Origin of the sequence: [Bacillus] enclensis (assembly GCF_001456935.1) — a bacterium.
GTDB lineage: Bacteria > Bacillota > Bacilli > Bacillales > Bacillaceae_B > Rossellomorea > Rossellomorea enclensis.
Map to the genome: position 1 here is coordinate 1,267,231 of NZ_KQ758482.1, position 22,441 is coordinate 1,289,671.

Below are 22,441 nucleotides of genomic sequence, written 5' to 3' on the forward strand. Positions count from 1 at the left end.
ATTATTGACCTTCTCCTCCACCGCCACTAGGTGGTGCAGGAATAGTACCTGATGCTGAATCTGCTGCATTTATGTCTTGTACTGTTGCAGAACTAAAAGTTATAGTAACATTTCCCTTAGTAGCTTCACCATTTAAATTTAACGTCTTTCCATCTGAAGAAGTAACCGAATATTCTTTATTGTCCGTCCATTCAACCCCTCCATTGTCAGTCATGTATTCTGCTAATTGTGTTGAATTTAAAGTAGTACTATTATCAATTGGTCCCTCTGAGGCAACATACAGTTTTGCAGCATTCAAAACTTGAATCCCTTCAGCTTTCACAGCATCTGCCCGCGACTTCTCAATAATATTCCCAATACTCGGCACCGCAATCGCCGCAATAATCCCCAAAATGACAATAACAGCAAGCAGCTCGACAAGGGTCAGACCCTTATCATTTTTCAAAATCTTTCTCAACATCTTTTTTCCTCCTGTTTTGGTTAGTATGTAGTACTTTAGTACTCTATAAATCTACTATCATTATACAATACGTTTCGCAAAAAAATAGTAAGAATGTGTAAAATATTATCAGAAATGCTAGAAATTTTGAACATTGTTAAACATTTCAAACATCGGCACCATGATGGCCGTGACGATGGTCCCGACAAGACCTGCAAGAACCACGATCATCAGCGGTTCAATCAGTGATTTAAGCTGGTCGGTGGTGTGCTCGACTTCTTTTTCATAGAAGTCGGCGATCTTCGAAAGCATAGCGTCGAGAGAACCCGTTTCTTCCCCGATCGAGATCATATGCGAAACGAGAGGCGGGATTGCCCAGTGGTCTTTCATCGGTTCGGTCAGCGATCCCCCGCTTTCAAGGGAATCCCTTGATTCCTTGATCACCCGTGCGATCACTTCATTTTCAACGACCCTTTCCAGGATCACCATCGACTGGAGGATGGGCACGGAGCTCGAAAATAAGGAACTGAACGTCCTGGTCATCCTTGCAAGCGCTGCTTTTTGGATCAGGCTACCGAAGACCGGGATCCTCAGGATAAAATAATCCAGATAATACTTCGTCTCCTTCTTACGCCTGATCAGGGTGATACCAGCAGCGCCAAGGATGACAAGCAATACGAGTACATACCAATATTTTTGAACGATCTCACTCGCTCCGAGCACTATCCTTGTGATCAGCGGAAGTTCACTTCCCATATCAGCAAACATATCGACGAAGGTCGGGACGACTGCAAGCAGGAGGAAAATGACGACGCCGATCGCGATGATGCCGACAACCGCCGGATAGGAAAGGGCTGCAATGACTTTCTGCCGGGTCGTATGCTGCTTTTCATAATGATCGCCCAGCCGCTCGAGTGTTTCATCCAGGCTCCCGGTCGCTTCCCCCGCTTTCAGCATATTGATGAAAAGCGGCTCAAAGATTTTCCGGTGCTTGGCGAACGCCTCCGAAAGGGGGATTCCTTCTTTCAATTCCATTTCCACTTCTGATAGTACCTTCGACAACGCCTTGCTGCTCGTTTGGGCAGAAAGGATGCGGGTGGCATCGACGACGGTAACCCCGGCTTTCAGCAGCGTAGAAAACTGCCTCAGGAATACGACCATCTGCTGGAGCTTTACAGGGTTCCCGAGAGTGATTTCCTTTGTAAGCAGCGTTTCGGGTACTTCTTCCGCGGAGATGACGCGGATTCCCTGATTCTTCAGTCTCATCATCGCTTCTTTTTTCGAAGGTGCGGAAATCACGCCCCGCTTCCGGCCGCTCCTGTCCCTTCCCTCATATTTGAACCGCGTCATACAGTGACAGGCTCCTGCATATAAGGCTGGGCGGCTTCACGTGATACAAGCCCCGTTTCCACGTATCGCTTGACCGATGAATGAAGGAGCTCCATCCCCATCGCCCTTGAGGTCTGCATGACACTCGGGATCTGATGGATTTTTTCGGAGCGTATCAGGTTCGCCACCGCAGAATTATTGAGCAGCACTTCTATGGCAGCCACCCTTCCCTGGCGGTCGGTCGTCGGCAGGAGGCGCTGGGCGATGATCCCCTGAAGGACCGAGGCAAGCTGAACTCTTACCTGGGCTTGCTGGACCGAAGGAAAGACATCGATGATCCGTTCAATGGTCGATACGGCACTGGATGTGTGCAGGGTTCCCAGCACAAGATGTCCGGTTTCGGCGGCCGTTATCGCTGTATGGATCGTCTCCAGGTCACGCATCTCACCCACCAGGATGACATCCGGATCCTGCCTCAGTGCGCTCCGGAGTCCATAGGCAAATGTTTTCGTATCGAAGCCGACTTCACGCTGATCGATGATAGAAGACCCGTGCTTATGTAAATACTCGATCGGATCTTCGAGGGTGATGATGTGCTTCCTCATCGTTTGATTCATATAGTGGATCATCGATGCGAGGGTAGTCGATTTTCCGCTTCCCGTCGGTCCGGTCACGAGCACCAGACCCTGGGGCTTTTCAGCGATCCTCTTCAGTACGTCGGGCAGGTTCAATTCATCAAGCGTCGGTATTTTCGTTGGTACGACACGCAGTGCGATACTGATGCATGAACGCTGGTGATAGGCGTTCACTCTGAATCGCGACACGCCGGGTATCGCATATGAAAAATCAAGCTCACCATTTTCCTTGAATTCATCCCACAGCTCTTCAGGTATGACCGCTTTCGCCATTTGTTCCGTATCATGAGGCTTCAGGATTTCCTGTCCGTACCGTTTCAAGTCTCCGTGAATGCGGAATACGGATGAAGATCCTACGGTGAGATGGATGTCGGAAGCCTTTAATTCGAATGCTGCCCTTAATAATTGATCTATGCGTTCTTTCATAATGACCACCTTCTTTATTCGATTGCTACCCGCAGGATTTCCTCAGTCGTGGTGATCCCCTGCTTCACTTTCAACAAACCATCGTCCAAAAGGAAAATCGTCTTGGACCTGTGTGCAGCTTCCCTCAGAGTGGACAGCGGTTCGTTGTTCATAATGATTTTCTTCATTTCCTCATTGATGACAAGGACTTCGTGGATGGCAAGCCTGCCTTTGTATCCGGTCATATTACAGGCTGCACATCCTTTTCCGCGGTTGATTTTCTCTACGGTGAGCCCCCTGCGCTTGAAAATATCATATTCCCTTCTCGTCGGGATCTCTTCGACCGCACAGTCGCGGCATACCTTCCGGACGAGGCGCTGGGCCACGATTCCACTGAGGGAGGTCGCCACCAGGAACGGTTCGACGCCCATGTCAATGAGACGGGTCACCGTTGTCAGAGAGTCGTTCGTATGGATCGTGCTCAATACTAGATGACCTGTAAGGGATGCACGGATGGCGACTTCCACGGTTTCTTTATCCCGGATTTCACCGACCATGATGATATTCGGATCCTGGCGGAGAATCGACCGCAGTCCCGTTGCGAACGTCAACCCTACATTTGAATTCACCTGGATTTGATTGATCCCTTCAAGCTGATACTCAACGGGGTCTTCAACGGTGATGATGTTCACTTCTTCACTGTTCAGCTTGTTCAGAGCCGCATACAGTGTGGACGACTTCCCCGACCCCGTCGGCCCTGTAATGAGTACGATGCCCGTCGGCCGGTCGATCAGGGACTGGAACCGTTTCATATTAAGCGAATTGAAGCCGAGCTGCGTCAGGTCGTTCAGCGAGGAGCTCAAATCAAGGATACGCAATACCATCTTTTCCCCGTAAATCGTTGGAAGAGTCGAGACACGGAGATCGATCGGACGGAAATCGATGTTCGTCTTGATGCGTCCATCCTGCGGTACTCTGTGCTCCGTTATATCAAGCTGGGCCATGATCTTGATCCTTGCCGATAGCATGCTCTGCATATGTTTCGGGATCGCCCGCTCTGTCCGGAGGATGCCGTCCACCCGGTATCTGATCAACACCCTCGTCTCCTGCGGATCGATATGGATATCGCTCGCTTTTTGAGTCATCGCGTTCGAAAGGATCTGATTCACCAGCCTGGCAATCGGGGAATCCTGATCCATGATGGTTTCATCCTGTCCGTCCTCGTGATCATTGCCCAACCCTTTCAACTCTTCGAAACTTTCATCCATGTCATAAAATTTATTGATCGACCTCAGGATATCATCTTTGGTCGCAATTGCCGTTTCTATGAAAAATCCGGTGGACAGCCGGAGGTCTTCGATGACATAAAAATCCATCGGGTCCGCCATCGCTACAAACAGCTTGTCCCCTTCTTTTTTCAACGGGATGATCAAGTTCCTCTTTGCCGTGTCCTTCGGTATCAAGTGAAAAAGGTTCTGATCAAACGGATACCGGAACAGGCTGACGTGAGGGATGCCCAATTGAAATTCAAGCACCTCGATCAGCTGCTGCTCTGTGATATATCCTCTTTGGAGAATGGCATCACCGAGTTTTTGATCTTTGCTTTTTTCTTTCAGTGCCTGCTGAAGCTTATCTTCTGTCAGCAGACCTGCTTCGACTAATAAATCACCTAATCGTTTCCGTTCCTGAGCCATTTTCAACCACCTTCTCTTATACCGCTGTTACTTCATATTGGAATCCGGTATGTCCTCCGCGCGCGAAGGCCTGCTTTCGACACTGTCACGTTCCCCTGTATCTGTTTGAGCACCTTGCGACTCTTCGGCTCCGTCAGATTGTGATCTGTCCTGTTGACTTGCATCAGGAGCTTCAGTACCGGTATCCGTCTCCAGGCTGGTATCCTGTGTTTCATTTCCGTCACTGACAGAAGGACTGACTGCGCTTCCTTCCTGAGTGCCGTCAGCCACCCTGCTGTCCATATATTCTTCAAGGCTGACAAGCTCTTCACGGTGTACAGGCGGATAATAATCACTTGAAATCAATTCTTCCTTCAATACGAATCCCTTTGAATCCAGTGTAGTCTTCCACACATCAACCTTGATTCCTTTTTCACCTTCCACTTTCACTTTAGTCTGTCCCCGCTTCACATAGGGAGTGTATTGCCTGATCACCCGCGGTTCGACGGTTTGTTTGTCCTGCAGAGTGATTTCCACCTCGTTTGGAAGCTGCGGTCCTTCTAAGACGAAACGGAGCGAATTCCCTTCCATTTTAAAACTGATTATGTATGAAGAGGAGTCAGAATTCGCAAACTTAAAATCCTGATGAAGTTCTTTGTCTACTCTGGCTTCAAATCCGAGCTCTGCATAGTCAGGAAGTGAAAGCCCCTGATGGCGCTGGACGATTTCAAGGCCGGAATACAGCAGGACTTCGTACAACCCTGTTGAAACCACACTCATTTCTTCATCCGTCATACTGTCCAGATGCTCGTCTTCCCCAAACTTCAGAAGAGAGAAAGATGAGACTGGTTCAATCTCAATTTCTGAAAAAGATGAAAGGAATTCTTCCAGCCCCGGGGTCACTTTGATGTTCTCTATCGTACTTTCCGCAAGGACCACCCTTGGGTAAGTTTCTTTCCCGGACATTGCAGCGTCTTCGGAATCACCGGTACCCTCACGTTCACCTGACACAGACTTTCCGGCAATTTCCGGTGTGCTGGCTGTCACGTTTTTAGAATCGGCAGCAAGGTCATACAAGAATGAACCTAAATGTGCCGTTCCAAAAAGATAGACTGTGCACAACACTAAGAAAAAAGATGCGGCATACGTTGTTTTTTTCAATGAGGTACCTCCTCCCTGATTATCTGCGTTTTGTTCCTGAAAATAACCGATTATATTCCTCTTCCTCTTCATCCACTACTAAAGGAGCTTCAACAGCCTCGGGCAATCTATCATCAATAAACGGAAGCTCTTCCTCATAAACGGGTGCATCTTCCGCTTCTGGTTCAAAGCGCTTACCTTCCGTCTCTTCCCATTTCAGTTCTTTTATGTAGTCCTGGTGATCTTCTTCAATGAAATCGTCAGAAGATCCTTCTTGTAAGTTGGATTCTGAAACTGTTTCATTGCGAGATCCATAGGCATTATTGACAGTTTCATAGTTTTCAGGTTCATGATGAATGGCGGCGGGGAAAGGAGGCTCTGGGTGAAGTTCAGGATGATGTGCAGTGCTTTCGCTGTGAATTCTCGTCTGTGCTATATAGGCTGAAAGGCCTGTAAGTAAAATCAATATTGCTACTACACTTATAAAAGGCAGAAATTCTTTTCCGATAAGGGCCAGGACGGTTATACAAAAGGAGAGTGATGAGAGCATCACCTTTTGCTTGAGTGTCAGCTTCACAGGAATGAATCTTAGGAAAGGTAGCAGCAGGGCAAATGCTCCTGCAGCAAACAGCAATGTTTTCATCACGATCCTCCTTTAGTCTTTCGTGGGAATCCTACATTTTTCGACTATTACTATTTTATTACACAAACTTTAAAATTGAAACAATTTGATTGCATACGAACAGGGAAAAGTGTCATCCACTAACAATAAATACCAAAGTCCGTCAAAAAAACACCTCCCAGAAAAGGAAGGTGCCTTACTTCACATATTCCGCCACACGATTCCGCCCCGCCTGCTTGGCCCCGGTATAGAGCGCCCGGTCGGCGTGCCGGATCAAGGTCATTGTATCGTCGGCATCATCGGGTGCAGTCGCCACCCCTATGCTTGCGGTGATCCTGACCAATAATTTTCTGTTCGAAGCCTGGAGTGAATCATGGAGGACGAATGGCCTGTTTGCAATTGTCTTCCGCACCCGTTCTGCCAGCCTGAGTGCTTCTGCCCTTTCAGTATCCGGAAGGAGGATGACAAATTCTTCTCCGCCGTACCGGGCTACGGTGCCTTTCTTGCCGATCAGCTTGCATAAGCGGGAGGCAAGTTCGATCAGGATTTCGTTACCACTCTGATGACCGTAGTTATCATTGATGACTTTAAAGTGGTCCAGATCGAGCATGATTAGGGATAAGGAAGTCCTGCCGCCTGCTTCCAGTTGATTGAACTCGACTGAAAGCATATCTTCAAAGTAACGATAATTATATAAATTGGTAAGCGCACATCTTTCACTGTTCTGTTTCGTTTGTTCATGATTTCTTGCATTTTGTATGGCGACACCAAAATAGGAGCACAGGATTTCTACAATCATCAATTGGAATTTCTCATATGCGCGTTTTTTCGAAGACCCCAGGAGCAGGATTCCTTCTACTTTATGGCTTCTTACAATCGGTACGCACAAGACGCTTTCCACATCCGGGGGCATATAGCCGTCCACCATATTGTTCCATTCGGATTTTGAATCATAGATGACCGACCTGCCGGATTCCCACACCATGCCGCTGATGCCTGATCCCTTTTTCAGGACCGGGAACCTGTGGGCATTTCTCCCTTGCGTTTCAACCCTTTTTAAAAGGATGAGCTCATCATCTTTACAATCCAGGATGTAAGCATATTCCACAGGCAGTGTTTCGATGATTTTTTTCAAAAAGATATCGAGAACTTCATCCGCTTTGAGGCTTTCGGTCAGCTGGTGGCCGATTTCCCCGGCTTTTTGAAGATATTCATTAATTTTTTCCGAGGAATTATACATTTTCAGGATCATTGATAAACTGATGAATGGAATACCGATCAGAAGCGAAGCGAATGGACCGATTTGGAACGTGAGGAAATACAGGGACAGGGACATAGGAAACATGATCATATTCGCTATGAAATCCCATACGAAATCTTTGCTGTAGAATCTGATATCACTTCCAACAATATAATGCTGATACGCCAGGAGGACAAACTGGTTGATCATGATTGATGCAATCTGGTAGGACAATGCCGCAGGCAATATATCAGCGATCGTTCCCGCCCCGACTTCTCCCCCAAGGAGGAAGTAGATCATGCCGCTTGAAACGGACACGATGAAAAACATCAGGGAATTCAAAGGGATCCTGTGCCAATCATTCTTGGCCATCCTGATGCGGAAAAGCAAAGGGATGATAGAGAACTGCATCAGTATGATCTCCACGAATAATCCATACTTCAAAAAACCAACGAGAGTGACCCATTGAATGAAGAAGATGGTCGAACCATTGATGACGATCGGCATGAGCGGAATGAATGTGGCGAACAGCACCAGCGTGAACAGTTCCCAGCCGTTTCCGTCAACATTTTGAGGAGGATAGAATTGATATGTATAATACAATCCTGCAGGCACGATTGCCAGCCATGCAAAAAGCAGCACAAGTTTCTTTTTTAGTGACAACTGCATTCCTATCCTCCTCCATTTTCTTATATCATGTCATTTTATAGTCAAATAGTCACAAGTTTAAGAATATTTTATCAGAGTAAAAGAATAAAGTCACTTGTTTTTTCTAGAATTTTCTAACTTTTGAAGAAGTACAGGTTTTACTTCTGATAAAAAGTAGAGTGAGCCCGTAATGAACAGTACTTCCCCATCATCCATGACGGGCAGCTTTTCATCTAAATATTGCTGCCAGTCCCCCGCTTTCTTCTTTCGGGGATGATCCGATATATCGAAAAGTTCATCCGCACCGGCCACACGCGGAAACGAAAAAGTGGTGAAACATATTTCCGAAGCTGCTTCTTCAAGCAGACTGATCATGTGGTTTAATTCTTTATCCTTCAGAGCTGAAAAGAGGATGGTCACATTCTTCTGGGAATAGCGCTCTGAAATCGTTGCGGCAAGCGCCTTTATCCCTTCAGGATTATGCGCCCCGTCCAGGATCACAGCCGGCTTGTCACTTACGACTTCCATCCTGCCCGGCCAGTATGCTTTCTTCAGACCATTACGAAGAGCGGCATCTGGCACGGTGATTTCACCCTGTGACTGCAATATTGCGGCCGTCTTTACAGCGATTGCAGCATTTTGCACCTGATGGGCCCCCATCATCGAAATTTCTAAATCACTGCTTTCCCCGGATGAAATAAAATGAAATCTTTCTCCCCTGCCTGCAGCAAGTGCCCTCTCTGTGTGAAAGTCTTCTCCCAATTGATAGATACCGCTCCCTTTTTCCTTTGCAGCGTCTGCAATGACCTTTCTTGCAGCATCCTGCGTTACTCCGGAAACGACGGGAACTCCGTCTTTGATGATGCCTGCTTTTTCGGATGATATTTCTTCGATCGTATCGCCTAGGAAGTTCATATGATCCATTCCGATACTCGTGATCACTGAAACGAGCGGTGTGATCACGTTCGTTGAATCGAGCCTGCCTCCAAGCCCTACCTCAAATAAAACGATATCGGGTTTGATCGTTTCCGCAAAATAAACCATACTCATCGCCGTGATGACTTCAAATTCGGATGGTTCACCCCACTCACTGTCAGCCATTCCTTCTGCAATCGGTTTGACGAGGGACACAAGCGTTACGAGCTCTTCGTCAGGAATGGGAATCCCGTTTACAGAGATACGCTCATTGAACCGTTCAAAATAAGGGGATGTGAACGTTCCGACTGTATAACCTGCATCCTGAAGAATATTCCGAAGATAGGTGACTGTCGATCCCTTCCCGTTCGTCCCTCCGATATGGACGCTCTTTAATTTCTCATGAGGATTCCCAAGTTCTTTTAATAAGTGGTGCATTCGTTGAAGACCGGGCTTTATCCCGAGTCTCAATCTTGCATGAATCCACCCGACCGCTTCCTCATATGTATACATATGTGATTTCACTCCCATCAAAAAAAGGCCGGGGGAAGCCTAGCTGCTTTAGGGGTGCTTCCCTGTACAATTAGACTTCTGCTCCCAAGCCATTTTCAAAATTTATACGGTTTTCAATTCCTCGATTCTTGCTTTGACTGTTGCCTGTTTTTCGAGGTAATCTTTTTCTTTGGCTTTCTCTTCGTCAACTACTTTTTGAGGGGCTTTGCTGACAAATTTTTCGTTATTCAGCTTGCCTTGGACACGTGACACTTCTTTTGTCCATTTCTCAAGTTCTTTTTCAAGGCGGGCGATTTCTTCATCGATGTTGATGAGACCTTGAAGCGGAAGGAATAATTCCACTCCGGTCGCAACCGCGGTCATCGCTTTTTCCGGCGGAGTGATATCCGTGCCCATATCCAATTGCTCAGGGTTACAGAAACGCTCGATGTATCCTTTATTCTTATCCAGGATGTTCAGGATCTTCTCATCCTTCGCTTTCAGGATCAGCTTGATCTGCTTGCTCATCGGCGTGTTCACTTCGGCACGTACATTCCGGACGGCACGGATGATTTCCACAAGGAGCTTCATCTCTTCTGCTGCACCGGCATCCGTCAGGTCCTTGTTTACTTCCGGCCAGGCTGCAACTGTGATCGATTCGCCTTTATGCGGCAGGTTCTGCCATATTTCCTCGGTAATAAACGGCATGAACGGATGCAGAAGTCGCATTGTGTTGTCGAGAACGTACGCCAGGATGGAGCGTGTTGTTTTCTTCGCCGCTTCGTCTTCCCCGTATAAAGGAAGCTTTGCCATTTCGATATACCAGTCACAGAAATCATCCCAGATGAAGTTGTAAAGGATTCTTCCGACTTCGCCGAATTCATAGCGGTCGGCAAGGCGGGTTACACTCTCGATCGTTTCGTTCAGGCGTGTAAGGATCCATTTGTCGGCAACGGATTTTTCACCGCTGAGATCGATTTCTTCATAGGTCATGCCATCCATATTCATCAGTGCAAAACGGGATGCATTCCAGATTTTATTGGCAAAATTCCAAACGGATTCCACTTTCTCGAATGAGAAACGCAGATCTTGACCAGGTGAACTGCCTGTGGATAAGAAGTAACGAAGTGAATCAGCACCATATTTCTCGATGACATCCATCGGATCGACTCCATTGCCGAGCGATTTACTCATCTTTCGTCCGTCCTCTGCACGGACAAGACCGTGGATGAGGACATCTTTGAATGGACGTTCACCGGTGAACTCAAGTCCTTGGAAAATCATGCGCGATACCCAGAACCCGATGATATCGTAGCCTGTTACGAGCGTGTTCGTCGGATAATATCTTTTGAAGTCTTCCGCTTCCGTATCCGGCCAGCCCATTGTTGAGAACGGCCACAGTGCTGAACTGAACCAGGTATCGAGGACGTCGTCTTCCTGGGTCCAGTTTTCACTGTCTGCCGGTGCTTCGTTTCCTACATATACTTCACCGGTTTCCTTGTGATACCATGCCGGGATTCTGTGCCCCCACCATAATTGACGGGAAATACACCAATCGCGGGTATTTTCCATCCAGCGCATATATGAAGTCTCGAAACGGTCGGGTACAAAATTCACTTTTTCCCCTTCTTTATCCTGCAGCTTGACTGCTTCCTGAGCGAGTGGATCCATCTTGACGAACCATTGAGTCGATAGATACGGCTCAACTACCGCTCCGCTTCGCTCGGAGTGTCCTACTGAGTGCATATGCTCTTCAATTTTGAACAGTACGCCAGATTCCTGAAGGTCTTTGACGATCTGTTTGCGGCAATCAAAACGGTCCATGCCGTTGTATTTGTCTGCCTTTTCATTCATGCTGCCGTCTTCATTCATCACAAGGATGCGTTCAAGATTGTGGCGGTTTCCGATTTCGAAGTCATTTGGATCGTGGGCAGGCGTGATTTTAACCGCCCCTGAACCGAATTCCATATCCACATAATCGTCCCCGACAATCGGGATTTCGCGTCCGACGATTGGGAGGATGACCGTTTTACCAATCAGATGCTTGTAGCGGTCGTCTTCCGGATGGACGGCAACAGCCGTATCACCGAGCATCGTTTCAGGACGTGTTGTCGCGATTTCAATATGTCCGCTTCCATCCGATAATGGATACTTCATATGATAGAACGCACCCTGTACATCCTGGTGGATAACCTCGATATCGGATAAAGCGGTCTTCGTCGCGGGATCCCAGTTAATGATGTATTCACCGCGGTAAATCAAACCTTTGTTATAAAGGTCGATGAATACCTTTTGAACGGCATCAGATAAGCCTTCATCCAGCGTAAAACGTTCGCGGCTGTAATCAAGCCCCAGGCCGATTTTCGACCATTGCTTTCGGATGTGCTCCGCGTACTCTTCTTTCCAACTCCATGTTTCTTCAACGAACTTCTCACGGCCAAGGTCATGACGTGAAATACCCTGGCTGCGAAGCTTTTCATCCACCTTTGCCTGTGTAGCGATCCCTGCATGGTCCATTCCCGGAAGCCATAGGACATCGTAGCCCTGCATGCGCTTCATTCTTGTCAGGATATCTTGAAGTGTCGTGTCCCAGGCATGGCCGAGATGGAGCTTCCCTGTTACGTTCGGCGGAGGGATGACGATTGAGTACGGTTCCTTTTCCTTTTCACTTTTCGCTTCAAAAAACTTCCCATCCAGCCACCACTTGTATCTTCCCTGCTCAATGGCGTTGGGATCATATTTCGTCGACATCGACAATTGATCTTGATTTTCCATTGTATATCCTCCTTTTAGCTTGTAGGTCATTTAAAAGCATTTTTTTGAACACAAAAAATCCTTCGCCCTGTAAAAGGACGAAGGATTCGTTTCGCGGTACCACCTTTTTTCTCAGAAGTCATACTGTCTCCTGAACTCTCAATGAACGATAACGGCTTTTAACCGGTTTCCACTACTGTTTTCATGGAAACAGCTCTGCAGGCGACCTTCCATCGTCTTCGCTTGGAAAATCTCTCAGCAAACGATTTTCCTCTCTGAAAGCGGGGGTCAATGTACTCTTCCTGTTCAACGCTTTTAAAAATATTTATGTAATCATTATAGTATAGGATTCATTGAACTTTCGTCAATCATTATCGCCCATTTTCACAAAAAATATTCTCCTTAAAATGCTTTTCGCACCCTTCCAGACAAAAATCATAAGATAAAGTAGTGAATACACCCAGGAGAGTGAGTGACAACCATGAAGAAATTCAATCAATATACCCTGCAGAAGTGGATGGGCAACGCGCGGCTGATCTGTAAGCAGTTCATCGTTCCTTTTACCATCTTTCAAGCAATCCGCACGATTCTGCTTCCGACCACTTTCGATGTCCTTTTATTGACCCTGTTTATCGGAATCGGCCTTGCCATTTACTATGATTGGATTTAAGGACTGACGAAACATGGCGTTCGCCAGTCCTTTTTTTTATGTCTCGGCCTCTGCCGCGGCTTCCGCTTCTTCTTTTTTCTTGCGTTCGATTTCGTCGAGTCGCATGACCACATATTCGGTATTTTTCAACAGCCAGTAGTGACGCTGCAATTTCCTCACCGCTTTACGCTCGTTCCTTTTTGCTTTTGGCGTGTGAAAATATTTTTCAGCCATCGCGATCAATGAGCTGGGATAGGCTAAGTAACACATGAACAGCAGCTTTTCTTCTGTACGGGCAGTAAAATGCTGAAAATACGTTTCCAGCCACTCCACACACTCATCAAAATACTTAGGGTAGGTCTTCAAGGTTCTTGACAGGAATGGAAGCAGATCATGAAAAGGAGAGGCCACCTTTGACCCTTCGAAGTTATTGAAATACCCAAGACCCCTGTCATCATAGAGGAAATGCTCCGTAGATAGTTTGCCATGGATGATGACTGTCCTCACTTTTTCAAGATCTTTTGTGCTTTCATACCATTCGTCGAGTTTATTCCGTGAAAATTTCAATGCTTGTGATGCATCCTTATAATACATACAAAAATGGTATTGAAACGGCGACATATACGTTGTTTTTTCACATTCTTCCACGTATTCATCGAGGAACTGCTGCTCCTTTTCCCACCTGGCAGTAAGCTGTTCGTAGTGAGTTTCCCTTTCTTCTTTATTGATTTTGACATCTTGTGAAGAAATCGTATGGAGCCTGGCAAGTTCGCGGAAGAGCTTTTGATGCCTTTCAAACCGGTCTTCCTTATCCTGATTATTCAGCCAGGGCATTACATAGTACAGTTCACCGTCGTGCCAGACTGCATAACGTCCATCCATGGTCGGATAGATGGGAACAATCCGGTTATACCCCCGCTGGAAAAGGGTTTGGACGTTCCGGACGAAGTCCACCCCCGTCTGGGCGGAGATATGCTTTACAGCGAGCGTTCCCTTATTTGAGTACACTTTGCTGACTTTCCCCGTGTCTTCAACGAAAAAAGGTTCTACCCCGTAAGGCTGAAGAACAGGTTTTAAATGGTCGATCGTCTGCATGATTTTTTGCACCTCCTTTATATGGACCCCTTTAATTTTGTATGTCCATTCCACCCGCAATGCCTAAAGAAAAAAACGGACTGCCCCCAGTAAATTGGTGTCAGTCCTGATACAACGCCGTATTTTATCGTTCTGCTCTTCTGTTATGCCTTGAACACCGGATCTTCATTCGGGATGTAAAGAACCTGGCCGCTGTAAACATCCTGGTTCGCTTCCAGATGATTGACCCGCAGCAGCTGGGCAATGGTCAAATCATATTTTTCTGCGATCTGGTCGAGCGTTTCCCCTTCTTGTACTATGCACACCCTAAGCATCGCGGCACGTTCCTCTTCTTTGCGGGCGAAGAAATCAGTCAATGAAATCGATTCATATTTCTTTCCTTTGACTTTTTTCTTCTTCGCAGTCGGCTCTTCCTCCACTTCTTCTTCCATCGAAGAGGATTCTTCTTCCTCTTCCACTTTTTGAACAGGCTCCTGCTTCTGCATATTCATTTGTTCACTGGCAGGCTGTGGCTGAGGGACTTCCTGCTCCTGAGAGGATTCACTCAATTCATGTTCTGGAAGTTCAAACACATTCTCCTTCCTGAAGTAGCTCTCTTCCTGTGCAGAGTGGGAATCGTACTGGATATGGACAGGAATCTCGTCTTCTTCCTCAGCAGGCGGTGTTCTCCCTTCAAGGGTGAACGGCTGATAATCATCTTCAGGGGATTTACTGATGTCATCTGCTGATTCAACTTCAGTGTTTTCATAGCCATGGTCGTCTTGATCGGCATCTTCCCCATATGAGACATGTACCTCTAACTGATCATATGATTCATCATTATCCCGGTCATAGTATTGGGGGCTTTCCGCTTCAGCTTCAGCTTCCTCTGCAGGAGCATCTGCAAAAGCCGTTGAACGATGGAGCGGGGCGTAAAGTTCCTCCTCCTTGTATTCCACTTCAAGAGGTGTATGGGTCTGCTGCTCTCCGTATATTCCGGTAATGGTCAAATCGGCATTCAATTTCAAGCAGGCATTTTCAGGCACAACGTAGTCGAATGACTCGACGAACACATCAATTTCCCCTAAATTGGCAATTCTGTTTTTAGGGATGGTGACATCGACCGGGAATCGGTGGACAAACTCATTCTCCCCTTTTTCCCTTTTTTCAACGATCTGAACGAATTTACCGCTCGCTTCAAATTCGTCTACACCTTCTTCATCCCGCAGTGTTGTAGGCAGATATTCACCTGAAAGATCCAGGGTCCCCCGGATGAGTACATATTGTTCTTGTTCTTGTATCGTTATATGTGGATCTAAGGAGATGGATAGCAGTTCTTCAACTTCCTGTCCTTTTTTGAACCAAATTGATTCTTCCAAAGAAAATCGCAGGCACGATTGTTGATCTTGTGACAAAGAAATTCCTCCTTTCAAGTTCCAAACCTAAGAAATATATGACAATGTCATTATCACTTTATGAAACGTAAAGGAGAAATATGATAGAGATGCAGAAGTTTTAAAAAATTGAGATCCTTTAGTGGCCTTCGAATACCGCTTTTGATTTCCGTGCAAGACTTCGCTTTCCGCGGGCGAGCGGGGAGCCTCCTCGGCTTCGCCTGCGGGGTCTCCCCAGCTTCGCTTTTCCCGCACGAGTCTTCGTCTTGCACTCCAATCAATAGCTGGATTCTCTTTGTACAAAGCCTCGACCTTTTCCGTATTTTTCCTAACTGCCTCACTTCAAAACTTCCCGTCTTTGAATTTTATTAAAAAAAGCCGACCTTCTTATAAAAGGCCGGCTTTCTCTTTTGTTATTTTTTACTGATCTTCTCAAATGCTTTTTCTGCTGCTTTGATTGTGTTGGTGATGTCTTCGTCGCTGTGGGCAGTGGATAGGAATAGTCCTTCGAATTGGGAAGGCGGCAGGAATACTCCTTCGTTTGCCATCTCGCGGTAATACTGAGCGAACATTTCTAAGTCAGAGGATTTTGCCCCTTCGTAATTCTTGACTTCTTCGTTCGTGAAGAAAAGTCCGACCATGGAGCCTGCACGGTTAATGGTATGAGGGATGCCGTGTTTCTCTGCGGCTCTCTTCAAGCCATCCTCAAGAAGGTCGGCTTTGCGGCCGAATTCTTCATAGCTCTCAGGCGTCAATTGGCTGAGTGTCTCATAACCGGCCGTCATTGCCAGCGGATTACCTGACAGGGTTCCCGCCTGATAGATCGGGCCGCTCGGAGCGATCCTTTCCATAATCTCGGCTTTACCGCCGTAAGCCCCTACAGGCAAGCCTCCGCCAATCACTTTCCCCAGGCAGGTCAGGTCAGGAGTCACATTGAAATATCCTTGCGCACAACCGTATCCTACGCGGAATCCTGTCATGACTTCATCGAAAATCAGCAGGGAACCGTTTTGTTCGGTGATTTCACGAAGACATTCAAGGAATCCCGGTTGAGGAGGGACGACTCCCATATTCCCTGCAACCGGTTCAACGATCACACCGGCAATATCATCGCCATATTGTTCGAATGCATAACGGATGCTTTCAAGGTCGTTGTATGGGACGGTGATCGTATTTTTTGCGACTCCTTCAGGCACTCCCGGGCTGTCGGGCAGTCCGAGTGTCGCCACTCCCGATCCCGCTTTAATCAAGAGGGAATCCCCGTGTCCATGGTAGCAGCCTTCGAACTTGATGATTTTGTTGCGTCCGGTATACCCGCGTGCAAGACGGAGGGCACTCATTGTCGCTTCCGTCCCAGAAGATACCATGCGGACAATTTCAATGCTCGGTACACGGTCGATCACCAGTTGAGCCAGTTTATTTTCAATTTCTGTCGGTGCTCCGAAGCTTGTCCCGCTTTCAGCCACCTTTTTGATTGCTTCCACTACACGGTCATTGCTGTGACCAAGGATAAGCGGCCCCCATGACAGGACATAGTCGATATACTCATTACCGTCGATGTCATAGATCTTGGAGCCTTTGCCCCTTTCCATGAAAATGGGATCCATATTGACCGATTTGAACGCGCGGACTGGGCTGTTTACGCCGCCCGGCATTAACTTCTTTGCTACTTTGAACGCTTCTTGTGATTTTTCGTATGAACGCAAGACCATTCTCCTCCTTTAGAAAATATGGGGATGTTGAACTTTTTCTTACGACAGCCAGCCTGCCACGTCTTTTGCAAAATACGTAATGATCAGGTCTGCGCCTGCACGCTTCATGCTTGTCAGCTTTTCCATCACGATTTCCTGCTCATTGATCCAGCCGTTTTCTGCTGCGGCTTTGACCATACTGTATTCTCCACTTACATTATAGGCAACAACAGGTGCGTTGAAACGGTCCTTTACTTCCCTCATGATATCCATGTAGGAGAGAGCCGGTTTGACGATCAGGAAGTCCGCTCCTTCTTCAATATCGGACTGGGCTTCTCGCAATGCTTCCAGACGGTTTGCCGGATCCATTTGATACGTCCTTCTGTCCCCGAATTGAGGAGTCGAATGAGCTGCATCACGGAAGGGTCCGTAAAAGCTTGAAGAGTACTTCACTGCGTACGACATGATCGGTACATCCGTAAATCCTGCTTCATCCAGACCGTGGCGGATGGCTGCGACGAATCCGTCCATCATATTGGAAGGTGCGATGATATCCGCTCCAGCTTCCGCCTGGCTTACGGCTGTTTTTGCAAGAAGGTCTAGAGTCGGGTCATTCAGGATTTTTCCATCCTTCACAATTCCACAGTGACCGTGGCTCGTGTACTGGCAAAGGCAGGTATCCGCTACGACGACCATCTCCGGGTAGAGCTCTTTCACGAAACGGGTAGCCCTCTGCACGATTCCATGTTCATGATAAGCCTGTTTCCCGAGCTCATCTTTTTCGGCAGGGACACCGAACAAGATGATTGATTTGATGCCGAGTGAAGCAATCTCATCCATTTCTGCCTTCAGGTTGTCCATGGAAATATGGAACACACCCGGCATGGAAGGAACAGCTTTCCGGATATTTTCCCCTTCAACAACGAATAAAGGATAAATCAAATCTTCTTTTCTAAGATGCGTTTCCCTTACTAACGCACGCATATTTTCTGATTGTCTTAAACGTCGATGACGATTGAATGTCAGATCTTTCATTTATAAAACCTCCGGTGTAATCATAATTGATCGCTGGCTGCAGCATACTGTATCATTTCTGATACCATTTCATCTACAGTATACGTGTTTGGACAGATTTTTACATGTAATCCGTACTTTTCAGCCGTCTTTCTGGTCAACGGACCGATACACGCAGCTGGAAGATTCAGGACCGCGCTCTGGAGAGAATATGTATCGATCACCTTCATGAAGTGATGGACGGTCGAAGAACTGGTAAAGGTAAGGATGTCAACGTTTCTTTCTTCTATGACGTTTTTCAACTTTTCAATGCTCTCCTCCGGGAGGATCGTTTCATAAACAATCCACTCATCACAGTGAACCCCCGCGCCGTTCAATTCTTTGGCAATGACGTCCCTGGCGAGATTCCCTTTCGGAACAAGCACTTTTCCCGCTGGTTCTTTTTCAGAAAGGAACTGGCGTGCAAAGTCATCCCCTGTAAAGTCATCCGGTACAAATGATACAGGGAGCTCCCGTTTTTCACAGTACCTTTCCGTTTTGGTCCCTACTGCTGCAAACTTGGCAGAAAGCGAGGATAAGGGTATATCGTTCTCCTTAAGACGGTCGATAAAAAAGTCCGCTCCATTTTTACTTGTGAAGACGATCCATTCGTAATTATGTATGGAAGACAGGTATGAATCCTTTCGTGGATCATCATACGGTTTAAATTCCAGGAGCGGGATCACAACCGGAAGTCCCCCGTATCCTTCAATAAGGGAGCCGAAATCCCCGGCTCCCTCTCTTCCCCTGGTGATAAGCACCTTTATTCCCTCTAAAGGCTTTTCACCGTTCATTATTTGTCAAGCTCCTCTTTCACGCTGTCAATCAGTGCTTTGGCACCAAGCTCCGTCAAGCTTTCAGCGACTTTCTCACCGACCGTTTGAGGGTCTGGGCCTGTCATGTATTCTTTGTAGATCGTCCCGCCGTCCGGGGATGCCACAAGACCTGTCAGCGCGACTTCACCACTCTCTTTCAACTCAGCGTACCCGGCAATCGGCACCTGGCATCCGCCTTCCATTTTATGAAGGAATGCTCTTTCTGCAGTCACTGTCTTCGTTGTCTCTTCGTCAGAGAAGCGGTGCAGGAGATCCATCAGTTCTCTATCATCTTCTCGGCACTCAATCGAAAGTGCCCCCTGGCCGACAGCCGGCAGGCAGAGGTCGGGATCGAGGAATTCGGTCACGACATCGCTTGTCCAGCCCATGCGGGAAAGCCCTGCCGCAGCGAGGATGATGGCATCATAGTCTTCGTTCTGAAGCTTTGAAAGACGTGTATCGATATTACCGCGGATCCATTTGATTTCAAGATCCGGACGCACGGACAGGATCTGTGCCCCTCTTCGCAGACTGCTCGTCCCGACGACAGCCCCTGAAGGAAGATCCTTCAGTGCCACATGATTTTTACTGATGAACGCATCACGGTGATCTTCACGCTCTGGTATACATCCGATCGTCAGCCCTTCAGGCAGTACAGCGGGCATATCCTTCATGCTGTGCACGGCCATATCGATTTCTTTATCGAGCATCGCCTGTTCGATTTCTTTAACGAAAAGACCTTTCCCGCCGACTTTAGAAAGTGTGACGTCAAGGATTTGGTCGCCTTTTGTCACGATTTCTTTTACCTCGAAATCATAAGAGGGATCGATTGCCTTCAGCTGATCGATCACCCAATTCGTTTGTGTGAGTGCTAATTTACTTCGTCTGGATCCTACAATGATTTTTCTCATGATTACCTCCTGAAAGCTTATGAATACCAGAAATGGAAGGATGAAAGCCGGCTTCCCAAGAAGAAATTGATCAAGATGATCAAGAAAGCAGCGGCATTCAACATCGCCAGTGATTTACCGAATACGTTCTTCTTGATTCTGAGATATAAGTAAATGCTGTATAAAATTAATAGAATGAATGATCCTATAATTTTCGGGTCATACAAAATGAAGTTTGGTAATTTAATAAATGCCCACTGCATACCAAGTATCAGACTGAGCAGGAGCATCGCAACGCCGATCGCATTCAAGATATACGACATCTTTTCAAGTTTTGACAAATCGCTGATCCTCCATAATCTCTGTCCCCACTTTTTTTCTTTCAGCAGCTTGAACTGCAATAAGTAGAGGAGTGAGAACACAAAGGACAGTGAAAACGCCCCGTACGAAAGGATGGCCATCGTAATATGGATCAGGAGCAGTTCAGAAACCAGCTGCTCCGCCATCGCACGCGATTCTACCTGAACGGGCGCGAACGTGTGGATGGCCATGATGATGAACCCCAGTACATTTGTGAAAAACACGGTGAAATCAACCCGCAGCAGCCGGTTGATCACCAATGACAGTGTAATCAATACCCAGGCATAAAAATAAAGCCCCTCAAAAATGGTGAGGACGGGAAATCTCCCGGTATCGATCATGTACAGAAATAAAAAAATTGTTTGAAGGACCCAAACAATTGCAAGTAACCAGAAGGCAAAGAGGTTTGCCTTCCGGTTTTTGTTTAAGAAATCTATAAAGTAAAACAGGATACTAATAGCATACAGAACAATCATCAGTTCGTGCAGCCTAGTCATCGTTTGTTCAAACATAGACAATAACCTCACTTATGCATGAAAAGAAGGTTGTGGAGTGAAGTTCGTTTTGCCGTCACTCTTTTCATTGGCTGCTTTCAGTTGTGTCTGTTCCTGCACTTGTTTTTCAATGTTGAAGATTGAAACGAATAAGTCCAGTTTATCTTCTGCATCAGGCAGGGCAGCAAGTTCTTTTGCTTGTGAAATCGGGTCTTTCAGCAATTGATTGATGATGCTCTTTGTATGTTTGCTGAGGACTTTCCTCTCCCGGTCGGTCAGGTTCGGCATTTTACGTTCGATGCTTTCCATAGTTTCCGACTGGATCGAAAGTGCTTTTTGTCTGAGTGCCGAGATGACTGGTACCACTCCGAGCATATTCAACCAGTCTTTGAACGCGACAATTTCAGCTTCGATCATCAATTCAATCTGCTCAGCTGCTTTTCTGCGTTCAGCCAGATTGGCTTCGACGATACCTTCAAGGTCATCGATGTCATAAAGGAAGACACTTTCCAGTTCACCTATGGATGGATCCAGGTCACGCGGAACAGCGATATCCACCATGAAAAGCGGACGTCCTTTTCTCATGCGCTCCACGTAAGACATCGTTTCTTTGGAAATGACAAAGTCCTTCGCCCCGGTGGAACTGATCAGGATATCTGCTTCGGTCAGTGCACAGTTAAGTTCCTGCAGGGTCTTCGCTTTACCTTCGAAACGTCCGGCAAGCGCCTCGGCTTTTTCGAATGTACGATTGATGACCGTAACCTTCGTAGCACCGCTGCCATGAAGATTCTTGATGGCAAGTTCCCCCATCTTTCCTGCCCCTAGGATGAGGACATGTTTCTTTTCAAGGCTGCCGAATACCTTTTTGGCAAGCTCGACCGCTGCATAGCTGACGGATACGGCATTCGAGCCGATTTCCGTTTCAGAGTGGGCTTTTTTCGCCACTGTCACAGCCTGCTTGAACAAGTGATTGAACACCGTCCCGGTTGTCCCCGCCTCCTGTGCAGTCAAGAAGCTTGTACGGATCTGGCCCAGTATCTGCGTTTCACCAAGGACCATTGAATTAAGACCGCAGGACACTTTAAAAAGGTGTTCGACCGCTCCTTCCTGTTCATAGATGAACAAGTACGGGGTGAACTCCTCTTTATCAATATCAAACCATTGTGCTAAAAAATCTTTTATATAATAACGACCTGTGTGAAGCTGATCGACTACTGCATATACTTCCGTTCTATTACAAGTGGAAACAATCACATTCTCAAGAATGCTTTTCTTTTCCTTTAATTGCCTCATGGCAAATGGAAGATCAGTTTCATTGAATGATAAACGTTCGCGTATCTCAACAGGGGCCGTTTTATAATTCAAACCAACGACAATTGTATACATGCTACGCATTACACCCCCAATAAAATCATTACCCTTATTATAACATGTCCGTCTGAGTCCTTTGTCCGTAAATGTGAACAGAAATTGAAACCTGGCTGTGATATGATGTACCATATAAAAATCAACGATTGTGTTGATCAATAAACAGAACATCAATGTAAACCGTTTCATTTCTTTCAATTTTCGACATTTCCTACTAATGTAGGTTATCAAAACAAGCTGAAAGAATCAAGTAATGGAAACGATTCACACCAATACATCGGATTTACATACGCTTTATATCATTTTTCCTAATTACTGCGAAAATAAACCTATTTACTCACTCTCAAATCAGCGGATTATG

18 protein-coding genes and 1 other annotated feature are annotated in these 22,441 nt (G+C 46.7%); of the genes, 1 reads left to right on the forward strand and 17 read right to left on the reverse strand.

The features are described from left to right. Position 1: 1 nt before the first annotated feature. The 9 genes from AS034_RS06405 to AS034_RS06445 form a co-directional block, all read right to left on the reverse strand. Positions 2-460: a type II secretion system protein gene (locus tag AS034_RS06405; RefSeq protein WP_058297895.1), complete on the reverse strand. Its 459-nt coding sequence runs from the start codon at positions 458-460 to the stop codon at positions 2-4. Between the two features lie 117 nt (positions 461-577). Further along, positions 578-1,789, reverse strand: coding sequence for a type II secretion system F family protein (locus AS034_RS06410; protein WP_058297896.1), 1,212 nt, complete (start codon positions 1,787-1,789; stop codon positions 578-580). Next, a complete protein-coding gene (locus tag AS034_RS06415; protein WP_058297897.1) occupies positions 1,786-2,829 on the reverse strand; it encodes a type IV pilus twitching motility protein PilT in 1,044 nt (347 codons plus the stop codon). The genes AS034_RS06410 and AS034_RS06415 overlap by 4 nt, the downstream gene beginning before the upstream one ends. A gap of 14 nt (positions 2,830-2,843) precedes the next feature. Beyond that, positions 2,844-4,502, reverse strand: a complete 1,659-nt coding sequence (locus AS034_RS06420) for a GspE/PulE family protein (protein WP_032087477.1) — start codon at positions 4,500-4,502, stop codon at positions 2,844-2,846. Between the two features lie 27 nt (positions 4,503-4,529). After that, entirely contained in the window at positions 4,530-5,642 is a 1,113-nt protein-coding gene (locus AS034_RS06425; protein ID WP_058297898.1) for a VanW family protein, read from the reverse strand. A 19-nt stretch (positions 5,643-5,661) separates the two neighbouring features. Next, positions 5,662-6,264: a hypothetical protein gene (locus tag AS034_RS06430; RefSeq protein WP_058297899.1), complete on the reverse strand. Its 603-nt coding sequence runs from the start codon at positions 6,262-6,264 to the stop codon at positions 5,662-5,664. A gap of 175 nt (positions 6,265-6,439) precedes the next feature. Beyond that, on the reverse strand, positions 6,440-8,152 hold the full coding sequence (locus AS034_RS06435) for a sensor domain-containing diguanylate cyclase (RefSeq protein ID WP_082641636.1): 1,713 nt from the start codon (positions 8,150-8,152) through the stop codon (positions 6,440-6,442). Between the two features lie 90 nt (positions 8,153-8,242). Further along, positions 8,243-9,559 (reverse strand): bifunctional folylpolyglutamate synthase/dihydrofolate synthase, encoded by a 1,317-nt coding sequence (locus AS034_RS06440; RefSeq protein WP_058297900.1) that lies wholly within the window; start codon positions 9,557-9,559, stop codon positions 8,243-8,245. A 102-nt stretch (positions 9,560-9,661) separates the two neighbouring features. Further along, positions 9,662-12,313, reverse strand: a complete 2,652-nt coding sequence (locus AS034_RS06445) for a valine--tRNA ligase (RefSeq protein ID WP_058297901.1) — start codon at positions 12,311-12,313, stop codon at positions 9,662-9,664. Between the two features lie 70 nt (positions 12,314-12,383). Continuing rightward, positions 12,384-12,611, reverse strand: a binding site (T-box leader). Positions 12,612-12,773: 162 nt separating this feature from the next. Between AS034_RS06445 and AS034_RS06450 the strand changes: the two genes are divergently transcribed. Beyond that, positions 12,774-12,962, forward strand: a complete 189-nt coding sequence (locus tag AS034_RS06450) for a hypothetical protein (RefSeq protein ID WP_032087449.1) — start codon at positions 12,774-12,776, stop codon at positions 12,960-12,962. A 36-nt stretch (positions 12,963-12,998) separates the two neighbouring features. Here the strand turns inward: AS034_RS06450 and ysxE are convergent, their stop codons facing one another. From ysxE to hemA, 8 genes are all read right to left on the reverse strand, one after another. Continuing rightward, entirely contained in the window at positions 12,999-14,036 is a 1,038-nt protein-coding gene (gene ysxE / locus AS034_RS06455; RefSeq protein ID WP_058297902.1) for a spore coat protein YsxE, read from the reverse strand. Between the two features lie 143 nt (positions 14,037-14,179). Beyond that, positions 14,180-15,430, reverse strand: coding sequence for a stage VI sporulation protein D (gene spoVID, locus AS034_RS06460; protein WP_058297903.1), 1,251 nt, complete (start codon positions 15,428-15,430; stop codon positions 14,180-14,182). Positions 15,431-15,822: 392 nt separating this feature from the next. Beyond that, a complete protein-coding gene (hemL, locus tag AS034_RS06470) occupies positions 15,823-17,115 on the reverse strand; it encodes a glutamate-1-semialdehyde 2,1-aminomutase (RefSeq protein WP_058297905.1) in 1,293 nt (430 codons plus the stop codon). A 45-nt stretch (positions 17,116-17,160) separates the two neighbouring features. Continuing rightward, positions 17,161-18,135: a porphobilinogen synthase gene (hemB, locus tag AS034_RS06475; RefSeq protein ID WP_058297906.1), complete on the reverse strand. Its 975-nt coding sequence runs from the start codon at positions 18,133-18,135 to the stop codon at positions 17,161-17,163. A 20-nt stretch (positions 18,136-18,155) separates the two neighbouring features. Beyond that, a complete protein-coding gene (locus tag AS034_RS06480) occupies positions 18,156-18,947 on the reverse strand; it encodes a uroporphyrinogen-III synthase (protein ID WP_058297907.1) in 792 nt (263 codons plus the stop codon). Further along, the gene (gene hemC / locus AS034_RS06485) at positions 18,947-19,879 is read right to left on the reverse strand and encodes a hydroxymethylbilane synthase (RefSeq protein ID WP_058297908.1); all 933 of its coding nucleotides are present in this window, start codon (positions 19,877-19,879) and stop codon (positions 18,947-18,949) included. The genes AS034_RS06480 and hemC overlap by 1 nt, the downstream gene beginning before the upstream one ends. A gap of 17 nt (positions 19,880-19,896) precedes the next feature. Next, positions 19,897-20,730, reverse strand: coding sequence for a cytochrome c biogenesis protein (locus AS034_RS06490; RefSeq protein ID WP_032087442.1), 834 nt, complete (start codon positions 20,728-20,730; stop codon positions 19,897-19,899). 15 nt (positions 20,731-20,745) lie between these two features. Further along, on the reverse strand, positions 20,746-22,098 hold the full coding sequence (hemA, locus tag AS034_RS06495) for a glutamyl-tRNA reductase (protein ID WP_032087472.1): 1,353 nt from the start codon (positions 22,096-22,098) through the stop codon (positions 20,746-20,748). Positions 22,099-22,441 lie beyond the last annotated feature (343 nt).